A 16,168-nucleotide genomic window follows, 5' to 3' on the forward strand; every position below is an offset into this window, starting at 1 on the left:
CTCTTCCTCTGCGTCCTCTGTGCCCTCTGCGGTTAAAAAATCCTACCATCTATAATACCGATAAGGATCATCCCCCTTCTCAAAATCCGTTCTGTAATCCCAGTGATAAAACTCGCGACTCGAACCGTTAAACACAGATTCATCCGCCTTAAAACTCGCCCCTAAATTAGCCAAAATCTGAGCATTTGCCCTGGTTTGCCGCCAGCGAGTAAAACGCAAATAAGTCTTAGTATCAGCATTCAAACTGTCAGGTTCAATCTGAGAAAAAATCGCCACACCCTTGCCAACTTTTACCCGACTTAACAAACCGTCAGCACCGACTTCTCCCCCAGACTTAATCAACCAAGTATCATAAAAAGAGCGCGATCGCAAATCTGAAGCACTAACCCCCTTCACCTCATCCCAACTCGGAACCGCCAGCGAACCCCCAAAATCCTGCGCTTGCTGCAAACCCACGCCCAAACCCGCAGCAGGCACTTGACGCGGCAAGAAAAACGCCTTCCCGCCAGCATTCAAATAACCGCGCAAAGCTGCATCTTTCAGATTCACTTCTCTCCCCACAATCACCAAACCAACATCATTAGAAAGCGAACTAGCGCGCTGATAAATTACCCCCAAACTGTCCAACTTTTGGGCATCCTCATCTCCCCCAATTAAAACCACTTGATCCGGCTTTCCAAGTACCGGAGAATTCATCCCGTAACTCACAATTTGTTGCACTAGCTGCGCCGCCCCAGCATCTACAGAATAATGATCTTCCAAATCCAACTCGTTTAAAATCAGCCGCCCTTTTCCGTAATCCAATTCCATCAGCGGCGAATAAGCTAAATCAAACTCAGATTCCAAAATTGGGCGCCAACCGCTGCGGTGCGGTTTCTCAATTGAAGCGCTGCTGACACCGCCACGATTTCCCCAACGCCAGCCGTACCAAGGTTTATTTGCCGGACTCAAATTAGGGCCAGTTTGGATCGTATCTGGATAAGCTTCAAGCAACGTGCTTTCCCCCACCCAATCCCGCAAATCTTCACTGTCTAAACCGCTAATTGCGGGATGGTTGCTGTCAACTGGATAAGCGCGGCGGCTGACGTGGGCAGCAACTCGGAAACCTGTATTTTCCAGCCATTCCCTGCGTTGAGGAAACACAATTGCTTTGCCGCCGTTTCGCACAAAACTTTCTAAACTTCCCGGCCAATTTTCCCCGCTAGAAAATGCTTCCCTACCGATAATTAATAGCGATGAAACTTGCGAACCATTCCACGGTACAAGCTGATAACCTAATTGTTTTAACATGGCCGATGTTTTGCCCGCTGGGTCGAAAATTGTCACCGCATCTTTGATGTTGGATTGTTTGGGAAAAACGCGGAAAGCAAATGTATCAGAATGCGATCGATCGCCCACCCGTGCCGTCAAGCGAATCTCGCCGTCAGCCTTGCTAGGAATGGTATTTGGCAATTTTACGTCAATTGGGAAAAATAGCGTTCCTGCCGCCTCAATCCGGCCTTTTTCCTCGCCTTTTTTTACTTCTTTTCCCCCCACCAAAACCTGCCAATTAAACGCAAATTCTTGCGGCGTCCGCCTATCGTTAATTAACACTACTTGCTTTGCCAGTTTTTCGCCCACAAACAAATTGTGATCTTTCGCAGTAAAAACCGGACTAGCACCAGCAATCCAAGCCAAAGTCGAGCTATTATTATTCATAATCGCCTCGCCCCCAGGATGAACAGTATAAGCTTCGGGCTGCAAATAATTCAAAAGATTATTCGAGACTTGCTTCAAATAAACTCCCCGGCGACCCGGTTGAAATCCCCCAATATCCACCTTTTTTCTGCCAGCTTCGGAAACTTCCCAACCATGTCCGTCATTCCAAGGAATCATCCCCCCAGACATTCCAAAAGTCCGCCAACTCCGCCAAGTATTTGTACTGAATAACTGCTGCAACTTTTGAAAAGCGGGTGCAAAATCCAACTCTTTTTTAATATGCCAGTTTTGATACTCCTGACCATTGATAAACTGCTCGCGAATTTTAGATTTATAAGCGGCAGTTTCCAACTCGTAAGCCTGCTTGCCAAAATAAATTGCCGCAAACTCAGTCATCCAAGGTTCGCTGACAATTGCCTGACCAAAACCTTTGCGGGCCCGCATCATCGTTGCGTGCAGAGGAGTCCCAAACTCGACTGCCATGTAGGGCCTTTCCCCGGTTTTGCTCCACTCAGAAATCCACTCTTCTCGTTCTTGCAAGGGAATCAGATTTAAATAAGAATTCAGCGCATAAACATCGCCGAAGTGTGCGCCTTGGTGTACCATCACAGGTCTGGTGGGGTCAGCGGATTTAATCGCAGCTATAGCGTCATTACCTAGGGGAGTGTTGACCCGCAAACGCTGGTTTTCCGAGGGACTGAGAGTTCCTTCTACTTTGCTTTTGCCGATGCGACGGGGATTTAAATCGTCAGCGTTGCCGAAAAAATTAGGACTTGTCGCCCACATTAATACTGATGGATGATTGCGGTAGCGGCGCATTTCAATCACCATTCGGTCTTTCCAGCGGTTTTTCCACAGGGGGTTCTTCCACTTGCCGTTCCAAGCGATAGGACTAATGTCTAAAGCGGGAGCCATAATGGGAAAACCTTTGAGGTCTGCTCTTTCGGAAAATAACTCTCGGAAGTGCCATCTACCCCGTTCGTCGTGATTCCAAGGCCACATTTCTGTTATGTTAAAACCTGCTTTTACGTAGCCATCAATTAGGCTATCAGCAACTTCTACTGTGCCGCCTTGCCAAGTATCGGAGTGCAAGTTTGGTCGCAGCCGAAATTCAGTTCCGTTTAAGAAAAATTTGCGCCCTTCTATCCAAAATTCGCGGAAGCCAAAAGGTTGGTCGTATTGCGTGTCAATGCCGCGGCCTTTTACTTCTAATTGTAGGGTGTAAAGGTTTGGTTGCCCGACATCCCAAAGACGGGGATTTGGCCAATTCCACTGAACTTGGACGGTTTGAATAGGTTTAGCTTGAACCTTGGCCGTGCCAGTAAATTTTTGTTCTATTTTGCCTTTTTCGTCCAGCATTTGCGCTATTATTTCTACTTGACCGCTTTGGGCAACGTCTTTGAGTTCAATATCTAATTTAACTTGCTTTTTTCGGGTGGAAGTTTGGACGAATACGTCCCTAATTAACGGGCCTGGGGGAAGGCTCAGAAGCCTTACCTCGCCGATGATTCCCCGCGATTCCAATTTGGATTTTTCTGTGTAGATTTCTGTGGGGCCCATGATGACGGCTTTTTCCTTTTCATCGGATACTGCCACGACTAAAATAGATAGGGTGTTTTGACCTGGTTTTGCTGCTTTGGTAATTTCAATAGTGCCGTAGGGCCAGGGGATTTGACCGCAGTTAATGCCGTTGGCAAAGATGACTGCATCGGTGCTGACTCTGGCTAAGTCGAGAAAAATTCGGCGGTTTGTCCAGTCGCCGGGAATGTCTATTTTTCTCTGATACCAAGCTTTTGATAGTTGTTTACTGTTGAAGTTTTCCCAATCTTTGCCGCTGCCGCGAGTGATGATTCCAGGTACGGATTGGTTGTTTTCTTTTTGCCAGTCTCCGGGTACTTGGATGGATCCCCAATTTGGCGAGACGGGGGGGTTTTGGGGGTTGCCAACTGCGGGGACAAATTGCCAATTTCCGTTGAGATAGATTTGGGATCGTTTGTTGTCGATCGCCCCGACGGCCGCGGTGGTAAGATTGGGGAAGCCGATCGACATCGGTGAGCTGCTGGCGAAGTTGGGATTTTGAAGCGCGTAACCGACGAATCCAAAGAGGGTGGCGGCTGCGAAAAATAATCCGATAATTTTGGCCAGCTTGTGATTCACTCGCTTATTGCTCCCAGAAATTAGATAATCTAATTTGTCTCTGGATCTATGATAGCAGTTGCTTCAGCAGCAATCCCGCAGCCAATCTGTCTCTGGGAAGATGGCACAGAGCCGACAAATGTGGTTTTGTATAGAAAAAATAAATACTTAGTTTTAACTAAGTTTTAACAAGGTTGTTTCATCGACATAAGCAATAGTGCTATCGGCTAAACACTAAACAACACTGGACAAGCCGTGCATTTGGTGAGAGATAGCCAGTCTCAGCAAATAGCTACGTTACTCCGGTCAAGACACCAAAAAGTGCTTTCCAGCTTTTTGCTCTGTCGTTCAACTTTAAACATCTGTATTTAGCTAAGGAAGTGAGTTGAGCCAAACAAGCCGGAGTAACTTTGACGAGGAAAAAATTACCTGAGCAATCAGAGTTTTAAATAAGATGTCCAACTTTGTCTTTGTTATTGACACCAACAAACGCCCCCTTAATCCTGTTCATCCAGGGTTAGCTCGTTTACTTCTTACCCAAAGAAAAGCTGCCGTTTTTCGTCACTTTCCTTTTACGATCATCTTAAAAACTGTATCAGCAGAAATAACTCAGCCTATCCAGTTAAAAATAGACCCGGGATCTAAAACTACTGGCCTAGCATTACTCTCGAATGATGCGGTTATCTGGGGTGCTGAATTAACCCATCGTGGGCAAGCGATCAAAGATTCATTGGAATCCCGCAGAGCCATTCGTCGTAATCGGCGGCATCGTAAAACTCGTTATCGTCAACCACGATTTCTCAATAGAACCCGTAAAAAAGGCTGGTTAGCTCCGACGCTAGATCATCGAGTGAAAACTACTCTAACTTGGGTGAATAGGCTCATAAAGTGGGCGCCTATTACGGGTATTTCTCAGGAGTTAGTACGGTTTGATACGCAAGCTTTGATGAACCCGGAAATCAGTGGTACAGAGTATCAAAGAGGCGAGTTAGCAGGGTTTGAAGTCAAGGAATATTTGTTAGCAAAATGGGGAAGGAAATGCGCTTACTGTGGAGTAGAAAATACTCGGTTAGAAATTGAGCATATTTTGGCGTCGAGCAAAGGGGGGACAAATCGGGTTAGCAACCTTACCTTGGCTTGCCATGATTGCAACCAGAAAAAAGGAAATGACCCAATTGAGAAATTCCTAAGTAAGAAACCTGATGTTCTCAGGCGGATTTTAGCCGCTTCAAAATTACCATTAAAAGATGCTGCTGCGGTTAACTCTACCCGATGGTCATTGTATCAAAGGCTTAAAGAAACTGGATTGCCAGTCTCCCTTGGGACTGGTGGCCGAACCAAATTCAATCGCGTCAAATTAGGTGTTCAAAAGCGTCACTACTTAGACGCTGCTTGTGTTGGCGTGGTGGAAAAGTTGTCGATAAAAATTACCAAGCCCTTACTGATAACTGCAAAAGGATGGGGAACTCGCCGAATGTGCACGACTAACAAATATGGGTTTCCCATCAGACATCGTACTAGACAGAAAGCTTTTTTTGGCTTTCAAACTGGCGATATAATTCGTGCTATTTTGCCTACTGGGAAATTTGCCGGAACTCATGTTGGGCGCTTAAGTGTTCGCGCAACGGGGGTGTTTGAAATGGTTACACAGGTGGGCAAGGTTAGCCCCGTTAGGGCTAAATATTGCCTTGGGGTTCATAGAGTCGATGGATACAGTTATGCCGCATAATCCACTTTTGTCCACTGAATAAGCGATTAGATTTGATCCGATCGCGCCATCGCTACAGGTCAACCAAAATGAGTCGGTTTCAGGTCTTGCCCTTACCCATTAAATCTTACAGTATTGCTACATTTAGTGCCGGCACGGCTTTACTGCTGACAACTCTGTTACTTTTTTTCTTCGAGGAAGTTCCTGCAATCTTACTTTTTGCCGCTGCGGTTATCGCTTGGTATGCTGGCTTAAAGTTCGCAGAACCAGAAATAGAAATTGAACGTAATATTATTTCCAAAGTAATTGACACGACGGCTTGCTTAATTGTAGTCCTAGACAACCAAGGACGGATTGTGCGCTTTAACCAAGCTTGCGAAAAAACAACAGGCTACTCGACAGCAGAAGTGCTCAATAAATGTGTTTGGGATGTGTTCTTGATCTCCGAAGAAGTAGAGCCAGTAAAAACAATTTTTAGACAATTAAAAGTTGAAAATTTTAACAGCGAGTATCAAAATTATTGGCGCACAAAGAATGGGGATAAGCGCTTAATTTCTTGGTGTAACACTGTAACTTTAGATGGCGATGGTTTGGTAGAATATGTGATAGGAACTGGCATCGATATTACTGACCGCCAAAAAGCGGAAATAGCCCTAGCATTATCCTACACTAACCTAGAAACTCGCGTCAAAGAACGCACAGCAGAACTGACAGTAGCTAAAGAAGCGCTGCAAGCTCAAGAAGAACGATTTCGCTGTTTAAGTTCCTGTTCGCCTGTCGGCATTTTTATGGCCGATTCCCAGGGGCGCTACACCTATGCAAACCCACGCTGTCAGGCTATTTGCGGCTTGAGTTTGACAGAACTTTTAGGAGACGGTTGGGAGAAGTGCATTCACCCGGAAGACAGCGATCGCGTATTGAGCCGATGGCTGGATTATACTCGGCAAGGTGGGGAATATGCGATCGAGTATCGCCTGCAAACACCAGAGGGGATTGTGCGCTGGATTAACGTTTGTTCCTCGCCGATGTTTTCCGACTCCGGCGAACTCATCGGATACGTGGGTACGGTGAGAGATGTCACGGAAAGACAACAAGCGCAAGCAGCTTTGGCAAATAGCGAACAGCAACTGAGAACACTGCTAGAAAATACGCCAGATATAATTATCCGCACTGACAAAGAGCTGCGTTATATTTATGTCAATCAAGCCGTTGAAAGAAGCCAAGGAAAACCAATTTCATTCTTCCTTGGTAAAACCAGTCAAGAAATAGGAATACCGCCGGAACAGTGCCAGATGTGGGATGAAACCCTGCACAAAGTGTTAGAAACAGGTCAAGAAGAAATTGTAGAATTTCAGGCTTTCTCAATCAACGGCATCCGAAGTTATCAATCCCGCGTAGTTCCAGAATTTGACAAAAATGGCGTACCAGAATCAGCCTTAATTGTCGCCCGCGATATCACAGAAATAAAACTTGCGGAAACTCAAAGATTGCAGTTAACAATTGAGCAAACAGCAAGGGAAAAAGCGGAAATAGAACAGCAGCGGTCGGCATTTTTAGCAGAAGTCAGCAAAATGCTGGCTGATGCGTTTGACGGGGAAACGGTGCTGCAAAAGGTAGCCGAATTAGCAATAAATTCGATCGCGGATGGGTGCTGCATTCATTTGACCGAAACGGGGTCAAAAGTGCGTCTAGTCGCTGTGGCTCACGCAGAACCCTCCACAGTTGAGACTATTAATAACTTCAGCATCCGCAGTTCGATCGCCGAAAATGCTGTTAACGGCTATCCGCTGGTAATCCGCTGCGGCAAATCCGAACTAATTGCCGAAGTGGATGAGGAGATTTTAGCAGCAGGAGCCGAAAATGCAGCAGAATTGGAAATATTGCGATCGCTCAATATCGGATCTCACGCTTGCGTACCGCTGAGAGCTCGCGGGCGGGTAATGGGTTCCATCACTTGCTTTACCTCAAAGTTTGGCCGCCGCTACAGTGCAGAAGACATGGCAATGCTAGAAGATTTAGCATACCGCGTGGCGATCGCCCTAGACAACGCCAGACTTTACGCAGAAGCGCAACAAGCACTATCTCAAACATCGCAATCCTTTGCCTTAATTGACGCGCTGTTAGAAGCATCTCCCCTAGCCATTTGCTTTCTGGATCGCGAAATGCGCTTCATCCGTATCAATAAAGTCTTAGCAGAACTCCACGGTTTGCCCGCCGAACAGCATATCGGCCAAGATTTCCGGCAATTGTTGCCAGAATCCGCCGCCAAATTTGCCCCGATTATTCAGCAAGTTTTAGACACCGGTCAGCCTGTTTTAAACATAGAATTTAGCGGCGAACCTGATGGAAAACCAGGATATTTCGGCTACTGGGTAGCCAACTACTACCCAGTGAAAAATGAAATGGGAGAAATAATCGGAGTTGGCCTAATTATCACAGATATTACCGCAGCAAAACAAACAGAATTAGCTTTGCGGGAAAGCGAAATGCGCTTCCGCAGTGTGGTAGAATCTAACATGATAGGCATCGGTTTCTGGGATGGCAACGGGGAAGTTACTGACGCTAACGACGCCTTGCTGGAAATGATCGGATATACGAGGGAAGACTTAGTTTCGGGACAGATCCGCTGGTTAGAACTAACGGCGCCAGAATATCTAGAACTCGATCGCATTGCCCTCGCGCAAGTCGAAGCATCAGGAAGTTGCGCGCCTTTTGAAAAAGAATACATCCGCAAAGACGGCACGCGGTTCCCAGTTTTAGTCGGCGGCGGAAACTTCCAAGGATGCACAGACAAAGGAGCATTCTTCGTACTAGATATCACCGATCGCAAACAAGCCCAAAATCAACTTCGAGAAAACGAAATACGCATTCGCCGCCAACTAGCAGAACTAGACTTAGTTTACAAAACCACACCAGTCGGGCTGTGCTTTGTCGATACAAATTTGCGCTACATCCGCCTGAACGAATGCCTCGCTGCGATCAACGGCCGATCGATCCCAGAACACATCGGGCGCACCGTTAGAGAAGTAATTCCCGAAATGGCAGATATTGTAGAGCGAATTTACCGCCAAGTGCTGGCGACACAAACCCCCGTGCTCGACTTGGAAATTAAGGCAGAAACCAAGCAACAGCCAGGAGTTTTGCGGGATTGGCAAATCAGCTTTTACCCCGTGAGCGATCAATCAGGAACACTCCTGGGAGTCAGCACCGTGATTGCCGAAATTACCGATCGCAACCAAGCAAAACGGGTAATGCAGCAAAGCGAAGCCATATTCCGGCGGCTGTTCGAGTCAAATATTTTCGGAGTTGCGATCGGCGATTTTAGCGGCCGCATCGCCTACGCCAACCAATCCCTGCTCAACATGATCGGCTACACCCGCTCAGACTTGCTCTCCGGTAAAATACGGTGGGACAGAATGACCCCCCCCGAATACCTGCATCTCGACGCCTTAGCGGCCGGGGAACTGCGGGTTCAGGGAGTCGCAACTCCTTTCAAGAAAGAGTATATCCGCAAAGATGGCAGTCGCGTGCCGATTCTGATGGGCGGAACCACTCTGTGCGCGGACAACCGCGAACCAGAGACGATCGTCGCATTCTACATCGACTTGACCGAAATCTCGCGGGTGGAAGCAGAACTCAAAAAGAATCAACAACGGCTGCAAATCGCTCAGCAAGCAGGCAAAATCGGAAGTTTTGAATTGAACATCCAAACCAACGAGGTCGCCTGTACGCCGGAGTTAGAGGCTTTGTACGGGCTGCCTGCAGGCGGTATCGACAGCTATCAAACTTGGGTGGAAATGGTGCATCCAGACGATCGCACTTTGACTCAACAGCAGGTGCAAGCTGCGACAGCTTCCGGGGAGGAATTAAACATAGAGTTCCGCATTTGCCGCCCGGACAAAAGCGTGGGCTGGATTGCTTGCAGGGCTAAGGTGTTTCAGGACGATCGCGGTTTGCCTTGGCGGATGATCGGGGTGAACGTCGATATCAGCGATCGCAAAGAAGCAGAAGCAGCGCGATCGCACATCCATCAAACTTTAGAAGCCTTGATTCAGGCTTGTCCCCTAGCAATTACCGTTTTGGACTGCGACGACGGCACTGTGAAAATGTGGAACCCAGCCGCCGAGAGGATTTTTGGCTGGAATGAATCAGAAGCGGTAGGTCAATTTGTGCCCTGCGTTCCCGCAGACAAGCGGGAGGAATTCACGGCTAATTTGAAAAGAATTCGCGCTGGAAAGGCGATCGCGGGCATGGAAACCTACCGCCAAAGGAAAGACGGCAGCTCGATCGACATCAGTTTGTGGGCAACTCCAGTCCGCGACAGCAACGGCAATATCAACTGTATGTCGATCGTCGCCGACATCAGCGATCGCAAGCAAGTCGAGGCCGGGCGCGCTCAGTTGCTCGAGCGCGAACAAGCCGCGCGGGCGGAAGCAGAAGCTATCAGCCGCCGGAAAGACGAGTTTCTAGACTCTCTTTCCCACGAATTGCGAACGCCTTTAAATGTGATTCAGGGGTGGGCACAGATCCTGCGCGCCCACCCCAACAACCAAGATAAATTAGCTTCGGGTTTGGAAGCCATTGAGCGTCAGTCGAAGGTGCAGATCCAGCTAGTGGAAGATTTGCTCGATGTTTCCCGGATTATTCAAGGCAAACTGGTTCTGAAACCCGGCTGGTTCTACATGGTAAGGACGATCGAGGCGGCTAATAATTCAGTTCGTTTGGCAGCCGATGCCAAGTCTGTCACCGTTTCGTTAGAACTTGACCCCGCAGTCAGCTTGATGTGGGGCGACGCCCAGAGGTTGCAGCAGGTAGTGTGGAATTTGCTGACTAACGCCGTCAAGTTTACGCCTTCGGGGGGAAATGTGCAAGTGCGCTTGTCTGCGGTGGCTGTTAGCGATTCTTCATCACCCAATTACGTGCAAATTACTGTCAGCGATACCGGAAAGGGCATTCCTGCTGAGTTTCTGCCCTACGTGTTCGATCGCTTCCGACAAGCAGACGCCTCGAAAACTAGGGCTGACAGCGGTTTGGGACTGGGATTGGCGATCGTCGAGCACTTGGTGCAACTCCACGGGGGCACTGTGACTGCGGAAAGTCCCGGTAAAGACAAGGGTGCGACATTTACGGTGACACTGCCACTCAAACAGCCTCGGAGTAAGAAGGGGCAGTTGAGAGGAGTCGCCGCCGGATATTTTAGTCCGTGATATCGCTATGCTGGTTGAGGACGGCTACTCGCCGATCCGCACAGTGCGATCGTCCGCATCCGACAAAATCAAGCGCTTGCCGGCCGTGGCGCTGACAGCTTATGCTAGCGAACAAGACCGCGATCGGGCGATCGCCGCTGGTTACAACGAACACTTAACAAAGCCGATCGAACCCGCTCTCTTCGCCACCGTTTTAGCTGACATCTTGCAACAATATCAATAAGAGGATTTTTCGTGGGGTTGGGCGGGTTTATAGAACCTATTTGCAAGCTTTAAGGCTGTTGGCGAACCCGCCCCTACGGCTAATTGAGAATGGTGCAAGATATCAGTTTTAGCCAAGTTAACAAATTTGCATTAGGGCGATCGGGTGCGACGAACACACAAATAATATCATTTCCGTTTGATTCCGATTTGTATGATGTTAAATCTTGTAGGGGCGGGTTCACCAATAATAATTGCCCATAATCTACAATCTCATAAACCCGTCCCCGCTGGCTATCTGAGATGTTGCACCGGCCGTCAATAAAGGGTTTTTGGGTAGGTTGGGGTGGGTTTATTTAACCTGTCTGCAACTTTTCAAGCTATTGGCTCACGGGCCCCTACAGGTTCCACAGGAATGGTGCGACATCATAGATGCTACCGGACATAATATAACCTGTACATTTTGATTCGGATTTGTATGATATTAAATCTTGTAGTTATGTAGGGTGCGGATCTGCTCATGTTTAATGAAACTTGCAGATTGACTGGTGGCGACGCACCGATGCTTACGACAAGATTGTGTGTACCGCATATACATGGAATATGCTGTAATTGCCCAAAACCCACAATCTCGTAAACCCGCCCCCGCGCCACCATCAATCCCAATCTACGTCTTTTAAGATATAGCCTTTCTCAAAAAAAGTGAGGTATGCCCTATGCCCATGAGTACCTCCTATGAGAACTCAAAAGGCTATACTTCAACCACTAGAATAAATCCCTCTTTCTTGCAGTTGCTGCATAAAAAACTCTTCCAAACTAGGCTTAGCCAAATTCATCCCAATTAACTGCCCTCCCGTACCGCTCAGACTAGAAATAAACTCCTTCGGATCGCCCTGCAAATGACCGTACCACAAATCATTATCAACTTCCATATCCGGTATCCATTTTTGCAGGATATTCAAGTGGCCTCCCCTACCTTCAACCCGGTAAGTTTCAGTATTACCCAAAAGTTCATCGATCGCACCCATGCAGATTAATTCACCCTTAGCCAAAATTGCCACTCGATCGCAAATCTTCTCCACATCCGACAATATATGCGAATTAAAAAAAATTGTTTTTCCTTGATTTTTCAGCGATAAAATTATCTCCCGCATCTGATAGCGTCCCATCGGATCTAAACCAGACATCGGCTCATCTAAAAATACCACATCTGGATTGTTAATCAAAGCTTGAGCCATGCCGATCCGTTGCAGCATTCCCTTAGAATACTGGCGCAACTGTTTTTTAATTGCCGCCGATTGAGATAGCCCAACTAAGTCTAGCAAATTGGGAATTCGCTGTCGCTGAATCGAGGAGGGAATTTGAAATAACCCCGCCGCAAATTGCAAGAATTCCCAACCCGTGAGATAATCGTAAAAATAGGGATTTTCTGGCAAATAGCCGACTCGCTGCTTCACAGTGCGATCGCCCAAAGGCCTCCCCAACAGCAGCGCCCGGCCAGAAGTGGGCCGCACTATACCCAGCAAAGTTTTCAGCAGCGTAGTTTTCCCCGCTCCATTTTGCCCTAACAACCCAAAAGTTTCCCCCTCAGAGATAGTCAGAGTGCAATTTTTGAGCGATTCAATTTTTTCATTCATCCAGAAGCCAGTACGGTAGAACTTCCCCAGATTAAATGTTTCCACCACTGGGGTAGCTCTGGGCATCTCGATGGAAGTTGGCGCATCTACAAGAGGTTCCATTTTTGTCAGAGAAATAACTAGCACCTGATTATATTCTATTGCATAAGTTAAGTAATAATTGCTATTTTTAATGTTAAACTAATATTAGCTGTAGTTAAAATTTTCTCAATTATGGAACGTTCAAAACTTGTTGCTATTATCACTGGAGTGATTTCTATAGTTTTAGCAGTTGCCTACCTGCTCCTTGTTACCCTCCTTGACTTCCGAGGCGAAATGGTGCCCGCACCTCAAAGTCAGTTGCCAGTCTCCATGCCACTTCAGCAATTAGGCACTGTTAACCAGACTTTGCGAGTACATTAGTTATTGGTTATTAATCATTGCAATAACAACTAACAACCAACAACTGCTAACTGCCAACTAACTAATACACATGAATTGCTTTCATCATGTGATATGCAACCAGCAACTGCGTCAAAGCTAGCGGGTAACTTTGCAAAACTTCGCCAGTTGTGCCGATCAGTTTGCCAATTTCCGGGTTGCCTTGGGCGGAACAAAATCCCCGCAGGTGGGGCAACTCGCCGCACAACATCATTTCCAGTTCGTTTACTTGCTCGCTGGTAGCGTGGGAGTCTACTTCCAAAACGTCAACAGGTTTGCCCATATCCCGATCGAGTCCCAAGCGAATTGCAGGTTTAAAACTCTCGCTGCCTCGACCTAAAATTTCAGTAAAATCAGGGTGAGGAATTGTCGGTCTGAGCACTAAACGGACGCTCAAATTTGATTCATTTTCCGCTTCGGGCGGGTAAAAACTAACTACAACGTCGGCCGATTTGCGCTGAGGACGAATAAAGTCTTCAGAGTCTGGTTCCCGTTTTTTTATTTCTGCAAGCACCTGTTCTTCAGTATAACCGCGCTTCATGACATCGCGCTTAACTTTCCACTGAGTTCGCAACTCTTCGGGAGGAGCAAGATACACTTTTACGTCGTAAGAATCGCGGATTGTTCGGGTTGCGTAACCCAGCAAACCTTCAACTATGACAAATTTGCTGGGCTTGATATATTCCGGCGGGTCAAATGTACCTGTCGTGTGGTTGTAGATGGGTTTGAGAATTGCTTGTCCGGTACGCAGCAGGCTAAGGTGCTGCTGCATGATATCGAGATAATTGCAGTCGGGATGCAATGCTGTGATTCCGATTTCGGTCCGCTGCTTTCTGTCGTAGCGATGATAGTCGTCAGTGCAAATCACAGTGACATTTTCTGGTCCCAATACTTGGGCAATTCCCCGCGTCAGGGTGGTTTTGCCCGCTGCGCTGTCTCCGACAATACCGAGAATAATTGGTCGATCGCTCATTGTTTTTACCCGGACGCACAATAGCAAATTTTGTTGTCAATCTTCAATCTTATCAAAATTGTGTTCCATCCGATCGCTCGGTTTGACTTGCTCCCCCCGGAGTCTCCCCCCTGTGTAAAATTATTGTAAAATTTCTTAATAAAATTCAACAAAGCATACTCAGGGAACATCTCATTGAACGATCGTAATTACCCAATTCTCAATTCCCTGTTTGCCCAATTCCCTGTTTTGCCCATTACCAGTCATCGTTTCGTTTGTTGCTGTAAGTTTCCCAATCGTCTTGTTGTGGTGGCTGATACAAAGGTTCTGCTTCCAATTCGGCTGACATTTCTAATTCAGGTTCCGATTCCTGCTGATAAATGTTCAAAGGTTCGACAACGCGGGCGATCGCATCTTTGACAAATGCTTTGACAAACTCGTCCTTCCTATTTAACTGAAACTGCCTTTGTACAACTTCGGCGATGCCACCATCGCCCCAATCTTGGTCATGGCGGAAATATTCAATAAAACTTTTACCAGCAATTCTAGTTAAATAAGCCGCACTAACTGCTTGAATTGCTTTGCCAAGTACAAACCCCGCTACGCTTAATTGCAGCGCCCTTGACACTACTTGAATTACCCCTTCAACTATTCCCAAACTTGCTAGGGTTTTTGCTAGAGACAATGCCAATTCTTTCGCGCGATCGATATTTAATTCGCAGCCGTAAATCTTAGCAATTTCTACTACCATTTGAGCGTTAACTGCTGCTGTCGCTAACAAATCCACAACTGGCAAAGGCGTTACGGCAATTACTCCGGCTCCGATCCACTGAAATCGCTCTACTGCCTTATCAGCTTGCCGCCTTCTTTGAGCATCAATTAACTTGCGCGCTTGGTCTCCCAAGTGCTGAGATTGCAGCAAAATATTGTCCGCAATTAAGTCTTCGCCTTCGGCTCGCAAAATCGCAGCGACGCGCCGAATTAATGGCATAATATCCGGGTCTGGCTGAAAAATTGTGCCGTCTTCTAGGACAACTTTTTGCGGATTGGCGCTAATTGCTACTACATCCATTGCTGATACAAAACCTTTGACTCGCTGCCGCAGTTGATCGAGAATTTCATCTCTGTCGGTGTCGGGATAAAGGTCAACTTTATTAAAAACCACGATCGACCTTTTGCCAATTTCCGCCAAAGTCCGCAGCGGTTCGTACTCGGATTTGCGTAAATCACCGTCCAAAACAAATAAGATCAAATCTGCCCTCGCCGCCAACTGCCTCGCCAATTCCTCTCTGTAAGTCCCCGCAACTCCCGCTTCCAAGATGCCTGGAGTATCAGTAATTGCTAATTCTCGATCGATTCCTTTCAATTTCAGAGTGTAAGTTTCCCCAACTTCGGTAGTTCCCATCGGCGCACCCACCTGTCCCGCCATCCGCCCCACCAACGCATTCACAGCGGAAGTTTTGCCCGCAGAACCGGTGCCGAAAACAACTACTCGAACGCTGCCCCTAGCCATGCTAGCTTCAATTTCGCGGGCTCTCAACAGCAAAGCTTGCCGCGCTACTTCATCTTGAATGCGATCGACTTGTTGCCGAATTGCTTTAAGATTTTCCGAAGCAGCTTCACTTTTCACAACAGGAATCTTCGGAGTAATCGGCCGTTTTCCCTTAACTTTCTGGGGGCGTTGCAGCAGCCTAAAATAGTAAACCAGCGCAAAAATTAGGGTTCCCAAAAGTACAATTATCAGGAAAATCAGCAAATTAGCCAGCAGCGGAGAAGCAGACAACGCAACTTGACTGTAAAGCCCTGTTAAGGAACTCACCAGCCCAATAATCAGCCCCAGGGCGAGGCAGAAAGCAGCAATTAAGGTTAACAGGCGCGGCAAAGGCATGAGGGGAGTGGCAAATAAAAGGGTTATACTTTGATTTTTACATTACGCCGATCGTCATCAGTCATGGCAAATCTAAAATCTAAAATCTAAAATCTAAAATGGCCGAGCGCCCGATGGTACTGCGCGAACCCGCAAATCCCGATTCTGTCGCACTGCGGGCGCGATTTGCGGGGTTTTAGTGGTAGCGGGTGCAGATAAAGTGCGATCGCGCCCGCAGTCTGCAATTGTAGCTTGCACGAGAACTTAGGCTCGCGAATTAAATAACTTACAATTTTAATTGTTATTGTGGGATGGGCTCTTATAGCCCGTCATGAGTGGACG

9 protein-coding genes are annotated in these 16,168 nt (G+C 47.3%); 4 read left to right on the forward strand and 5 right to left on the reverse strand.

Annotated features, from left to right (window positions below; translation table 11 throughout):
• Positions 1-42 precede the first annotated feature (42 nt).
• Entirely contained in the window at positions 43-3,855 is a 3,813-nt protein-coding gene (locus QT984_RS18070) for a glycoside hydrolase family 2 TIM barrel-domain containing protein (RefSeq protein ID WP_333374583.1), read from the reverse strand.
• A 433-nt stretch (positions 3,856-4,288) separates the two neighbouring features.
• Here QT984_RS18070 and iscB point away from each other — a divergent pair, with 433 nt between their 5' ends.
• The 3 genes from iscB to QT984_RS18085 all read left to right on the forward strand — a co-directional run bounded on the left by iscB (position 4,289) and on the right by QT984_RS18085 (position 10,972).
• The gene (gene iscB / locus QT984_RS18075; RefSeq protein ID WP_333374585.1) at positions 4,289-5,563 is read left to right on the forward strand and encodes an RNA-guided endonuclease IscB; all 1,275 of its coding nucleotides are present in this window, start codon (positions 4,289-4,291) and stop codon (positions 5,561-5,563) included.
• A 68-nt stretch (positions 5,564-5,631) separates the two neighbouring features.
• Positions 5,632-10,749, forward strand: coding sequence for a PAS domain S-box protein (locus QT984_RS18080; protein WP_333374587.1), 5,118 nt, complete (start codon positions 5,632-5,634; stop codon positions 10,747-10,749).
• A 7-nt stretch (positions 10,750-10,756) separates the two neighbouring features.
• Positions 10,757-10,972, forward strand: coding sequence for a hypothetical protein (locus QT984_RS18085; protein WP_333056651.1), 216 nt, complete (start codon positions 10,757-10,759; stop codon positions 10,970-10,972).
• A gap of 736 nt (positions 10,973-11,708) precedes the next feature.
• On the opposite strand, the gene QT984_RS18090 is transcribed toward QT984_RS18085, so the two are convergent.
• The gene (locus QT984_RS18090) at positions 11,709-12,689 is read right to left on the reverse strand and encodes an ABC transporter ATP-binding protein (protein WP_333208199.1); all 981 of its coding nucleotides are present in this window, start codon (positions 12,687-12,689) and stop codon (positions 11,709-11,711) included.
• A 111-nt stretch (positions 12,690-12,800) separates the two neighbouring features.
• Here QT984_RS18090 and QT984_RS18095 point away from each other — a divergent pair, with 111 nt between their 5' ends.
• Positions 12,801-12,989 (forward strand): hypothetical protein, encoded by a 189-nt coding sequence (locus QT984_RS18095; protein WP_333056649.1) that lies wholly within the window; start codon positions 12,801-12,803, stop codon positions 12,987-12,989.
• Between the two features lie 61 nt (positions 12,990-13,050).
• Here the strand turns inward: QT984_RS18095 and QT984_RS18100 are convergent, their stop codons facing one another.
• The 3 genes from QT984_RS18100 to QT984_RS18110 all read right to left on the reverse strand — a co-directional run bounded on the left by QT984_RS18100 (position 13,051) and on the right by QT984_RS18110 (position 16,084).
• On the reverse strand, positions 13,051-13,980 hold the full coding sequence (locus tag QT984_RS18100) for a phosphoribulokinase (protein WP_333056648.1): 930 nt from the start codon (positions 13,978-13,980) through the stop codon (positions 13,051-13,053).
• 235 nt (positions 13,981-14,215) lie between these two features.
• Positions 14,216-15,847: a GTP-binding protein gene (locus tag QT984_RS18105; protein ID WP_333056646.1), complete on the reverse strand. Its 1,632-nt coding sequence runs from the start codon at positions 15,845-15,847 to the stop codon at positions 14,216-14,218.
• A 93-nt stretch (positions 15,848-15,940) separates the two neighbouring features.
• The gene (locus tag QT984_RS18110; RefSeq protein ID WP_333056645.1) at positions 15,941-16,084 is read right to left on the reverse strand and encodes a hypothetical protein; all 144 of its coding nucleotides are present in this window, start codon (positions 16,082-16,084) and stop codon (positions 15,941-15,943) included.
• Positions 16,085-16,168 lie beyond the last annotated feature (84 nt).

It is taken from the genome of Microcoleus sp. Z1_B2 (assembly GCF_036700325.1).
In the GTDB taxonomy this organism is placed as follows: domain Bacteria; phylum Cyanobacteriota; class Cyanobacteriia; order Cyanobacteriales; family Microcoleaceae; genus Microcoleus.